3 protein-coding genes and 2 pseudogenes are annotated in these 4387 nt (G+C 72.0%); all 5 read right to left on the minus strand.

The genetic code is table 11. The features are described from left to right. Nucleotides 1–42: 42 nt before the first annotated feature. Nucleotides 43–795 carry a YebC/PmpR family DNA-binding transcriptional regulator gene (locus IH13_RS0115570; protein WP_031084826.1) on the minus strand — a complete coding sequence of 251 codons (753 nt, stop codon included), beginning with the start codon at nucleotides 793–795 and terminating at the stop codon, nucleotides 43–45. A gap of 61 nt (nucleotides 796–856) precedes the next feature. Beyond that, a complete protein-coding gene (gene pdxT, locus IH13_RS0115575; protein WP_031084827.1) occupies nucleotides 857–1444 on the minus strand; it encodes a pyridoxal 5'-phosphate synthase glutaminase subunit PdxT in 588 nt (195 codons plus the stop codon). A 4-nt stretch (nucleotides 1445–1448) separates the two neighbouring features. Further along, a complete protein-coding gene (pdxS, locus tag IH13_RS0115580; RefSeq protein WP_031084830.1) occupies nucleotides 1449–2363 on the minus strand; it encodes a pyridoxal 5'-phosphate synthase lyase subunit PdxS in 915 nt (304 codons plus the stop codon). A gap of 113 nt (nucleotides 2364–2476) precedes the next feature. Beyond that, a pseudogene (locus IH13_RS37585) lies at nucleotides 2477–3035 on the minus strand (hypothetical protein). Nucleotides 3036–3395: 360 nt separating this feature from the next. Further along, a pseudogene (locus IH13_RS37590) lies at nucleotides 3396–4387 on the minus strand (glycosyltransferase family 4 protein); the annotation flags it as partial.

The following is a 4387-nucleotide window of genomic DNA, read 5'->3' on the forward strand; positions in this document are numbered from 1 at the left end:
GACGGGGTGTGTCCCCGCCGGCCCGTCCGCGACGGCGCCGCCTCAGGCGTCGACCTTCTCCATGACCTCGTCGGAGACGTCGAAGTTGGCGAAGACGTTCTGCACGTCGTCGCTGTCCTCCAGCGCGTCGATCAGCTTGAAGATCTTCCGCGCGCCCTCCTCGTCCAGCTCGACCTGCATGGTCGGGACGAAGTTGGCCTCGGCCGAGTCGTAGTCGATGCCGGCTTCCTGGAGCGCGGTGCGGACCGCGACCATGTCGGTGGCCTCGCTGAGCACCTCGAAGGTGTCGCCGAGGTCGTTGACCTCCTCGGCGCCCGCGTCGAGCACGGCACCGAGGACGTCGTCCTCGGACAGCTCGCCCTTGGGGACGATCACCACGCCCTTGCGGTTGAACAGGTACGAGACCGAGCCCGGGTCCGCCATCGAGCCGCCGTTGCGGGTCATGGCGACCCGGACGTCGGACGCGGCACGGTTGCGGTTGTCGGTCAGGCACTCGATGAGCACCGCGACGCCGTTCGGGCCGTAACCCTCGTACATGATCGTCTCGTAGTCGGCGCCACCGGCTTCGAGGCCGGCTCCGCGCTTGACCGCCGAATCGATGTTCTTGTTCGGTACCGAGCTCTTCTTGGCCTTCTGAATGGCGTCGAAAAGGGTCGGGTTACCGGACACGTCGGCGCCGCCCGTACGGGCCGCGACCTCGATGTTCTTGATCATCTTCGCGAAGAGTTTGCCGCGCTTGGCGTCGATCACGGCCTTCTTGTGCTTCGTCGTAGCCCATTTAGAGTGGCCGGACATCTGCCTTCTCCTTCGCGTCACCAAAATCGATCCGAACCCGAGAGATCCTACCGGGATCGAGTCAGCCCACGGTGCGCACCATGTCGGTGAAGAGCGTGTGCAACCGGTGGTCGCCGGTCAGCTCCGGGTGGAAGGACGTCGCGAGGGCGTTGCCCTGGCGGACGGCGACGATGCGGCCGCCGTGCTCCGCGAGCACCTCGGCACCGGCGCCCACCGACTCCACCCAGGGCGCCCGGATGAAGACCCCCTCCACCGGCCCGCCCGGTACGGCCGCGATGTCGACGGCCGCTTCGAAGGACTCGTTCTGCCGCCCGAAGGCGTTGCGGCGCACGGTCATGTCGATGCCTCCGACGGTCTCCTGGCCCGCGCGCGGATCGAGGATCTCGGCGGCGAGCAGGATCATCCCGGCGCAGGTGCCGTAGACCGGCATCCCGGCCGCGACCCGCTCACGCAGCGGCTCCATCATCCCGAAGAGCACGGCCAGTGCGGACATCGTGGTGGACTCGCCGCCGGGCAGGACCAGCCCGTCGACCCCGGCGAGCTCGTCGGGCCGCCTGACCGCCCTGGCCACGGCGCCGGCCGAGCTCAGGGCGGTCAGGTGCTCCCGTACGTCTCCCTGGAGTGCCAGGACGCCGACGACGGGGCTCATCGGCTCACCACCCGCGGTTGGCGTAGCGCTCGCCCTCGGGCAGCGTGTCGCAGTCGATGCCGACCATGGCCTCGCCCAGGTTGCGGGAGGCGTCCGCGATGGCCTTCGGGTCGTCGTAGAAGGTGGTGGCCTTGACGATGGCGGCGGCGCGCTTGGCCGGGTCGCCGGACTTGAAGATGCCGGAGCCCACGAAGACGCCCTCGGCCCCGAGCTGGCGCATCAGCGCCGCGTCGGCGGGGGTGGCGACGCCGCCGGCCGAGAACAGGACGACGGGCAGCCTGCCGAGCTCGGCGACCTCCTTGACCAGCTCGTAGGGGGCTCGGAGGTCCTTGGCCGCGGCGTACAGCTCGTTGTTGTCGAAGCCGCGCAGCCGGGCGATCTCGTTCTTGATCTGGCGCAGGTGGCGCACCGCCTCGACCACGTTCCCCGTACCGGCCTCGCCCTTGGAGCGGATCATCGCCGCGCCCTCGGCGATGCGGCGCAGCGCCTCGCCCAGGTCGGTGGCGCCGCAGACGAACGGGGTGGTGAAGGCGAACTTGTCGCTGTGGTTGACCTCGTCGGCCGGGGTGAGGACCTCCGACTCGTCGATGTAGTCGACTCCGAGGGCCTGCAGGACCTGGGCCTCGACGAAGTGGCCGATCCGGGACTTGGCCATGACCGGGATGGAGACGGCGCCGATGATCTCCTCGATCATGTTCGGGTCGGACATCCGGGCGACGCCGCCGTCCTTGCGGATGTCGGCCGGCACCCGCTCCAGGGCCATGACGGCCACGGCGCCCGCGTCCTCGGCGATCTTCGCCTGCTCGGCGTCGACGACGTCCATGATCACGCCGCCCTTGAGCTGCTCGGCCATGCCGCGCTTCACGCGGGCGGTGCCGGTGGCGGGGGCGGACTGCGGGGTGCTGGGAAGCGTGGACACGGGACCTCACTGGGGTGGGAAGACGCTGGATGCTGCACTCCACAGCCAACGCCCCGCGACCGGTCCACAGCAAGGGCCAATAGGGAGCCGGTGGACCGTTTTCCCCGCTCCGGTCAGCTGACCGGGCGGGCCGCCAGGGCCACCGGCGGCTCGTCGTCCATCTCGAAGGCCAGCGGGAACGGCGCGTGCCCGGCGAGCCTGAACAGCCGTACGGTGCGGTGCCTGCGCAGCGCCCGGGCGGCCCGCACCGCGTCGTTGTGGAAGCGCCGGGCCATCGGTACGCGGCGTACGGCGGCGGCCAGTTTACCCGCCGCGGCCTCCCCGCCGGGGCTCCCCGCCGGGGTACTCCTTCACCGCCTCCACCTGGGCCGGCTCACCGAACACGGCGCGCAGCGCGGTGCTCAGCTCGCTCTCGGCGACCTCGCGGTGCTCCTCCTGGGCCTGCCGGGCCGCGTGCGCCGCCTCGTACAGCACGATCGACGCGGCGGGGTCCAGGACCCCGGAGGTGGCCAGTTCCTGCGTGACCGACGCGCGGCGCAGCAGCTGGGCGTCGAGGGCCGCGCGGGCCGCGTCGATCCGGGCGTGGAGCCGGTCGAGCCGGCCGGCGGTCCAGCTGAGGTACAGGCCGATCGCGAAGAGCGCGACGGCGATCCAGATGAGGGTTTCGATCACGCGCCGAGGCTACCGGCGCCGCCCGAGGCTCCGCCCCACACCCCCGAACCCCCACAACGACCGGCCCAACGGCCCACAGAAACGCCCCCGCAGCCCCACGACGGCCGGTCCGGGGGCTCGCAGGAGGGTCCCCGCAGGGTGACGAACGCAATCGACCCGATACCCCGCGTGCCCCTGGAAACGTTCGTCGCCCGAGGAGATGCTCCGGAGGGCCCCCGGGCCACCACCCACCCGGAGGGGCGGCCCCGGCAGAGGCCGACCCCGCGGACCGGGACCACCACCGAGCCCGTCCGGCGCTTGAGGACGGAACCCCGCACCCCGCACCGGCGCACCCCGCACCCGGCGCCCCCGCGCCCCCGCTCAGTCCCGCGCCGCCAGCCCGAACCGCGACCGGAGCCCCGGCCGCTCATCGGTGTCCACGGCACCGTCTCGTACACGGCGAGGATGTCCGCCCCCACGGTCGACCAGTCGAACCGGCGTACGTGCGCGCTGCCCCGCTCCCGCAGCCCGGCCCGCCGCTCCGGGTCGCCCAGCAGCCGGATCGCCGCCGTTGCCAGAGCCTCGGCGTCCTCGTTGGCGAAGAGGTCCCCGGCGGTGCCGTGGTCCAGTACCTGTCCGAACGCGTCCAGGTCGCTGGCGAGCACCGGCGCGCCCGCCGACAGGGCCTCGACCAGGATGATGCCGAAGCTCTCGCCGCCGGTGTTCGGCGCGACGTACACGTCGACGCTGCGCAGCAGCCGTGCCTTGTCCTCGTCGCTCACCATGCCGAGGAACTCGACGCGCTCGCGCATCTCCTTCGGCAGCGATTCGACCGCCTCCTCCTCGTCGCCGCGGCCCGCGACCAGCAGCCGGGTCTCCGGGCGGGCGGCGAGGATGGCGGGAAGCGCCTTCATCAGGACGGGCAGCCCCTTGCGGGGTTCGTCGATGCGCCCGATGAAGCCGAGCGTGCCGCCCTGCCACTCGGCCTTCGGCTCGGCCCGGGCGAAGAAGTCCACGTCCACGCCGTTGGGGATGACCACCGCGTCCCCGCCGAGGTGTTCGACCAGGGTGCGCCGGGCGTACTCGCTGACGGCGATCCGCGCGCTGATCTTCTCCAGTGCCGGCTGGAGGATCGGGTACGCGGCGATCATCGCCCGGGAACGGGGGTTCGAGGTGTGAAACGTGGCGACGATCGGGCCGCGCGCCGCCCAGCAGGTCAGCAGGCCGAGCGACGGGGAGGTCGGCTCGTGGATGTGGATGACGTCGAAGGTGCCGTCGTGCAGCCAGCGCCGCACCCGCGCGGCGGACAGGAAGCCGAAGTTCAGCCGGGCGACCGAGCCGTTGTACGGGACGGGCACGGCCCGGCCCGCCGA

The sequence above is a fragment of the Streptomyces sp. NRRL WC-3549 genome, from assembly GCF_000721935.1.
In the GTDB taxonomy this organism is placed as follows: Bacteria; Actinomycetota; Actinomycetes; order Streptomycetales; family Streptomycetaceae; genus Streptomyces.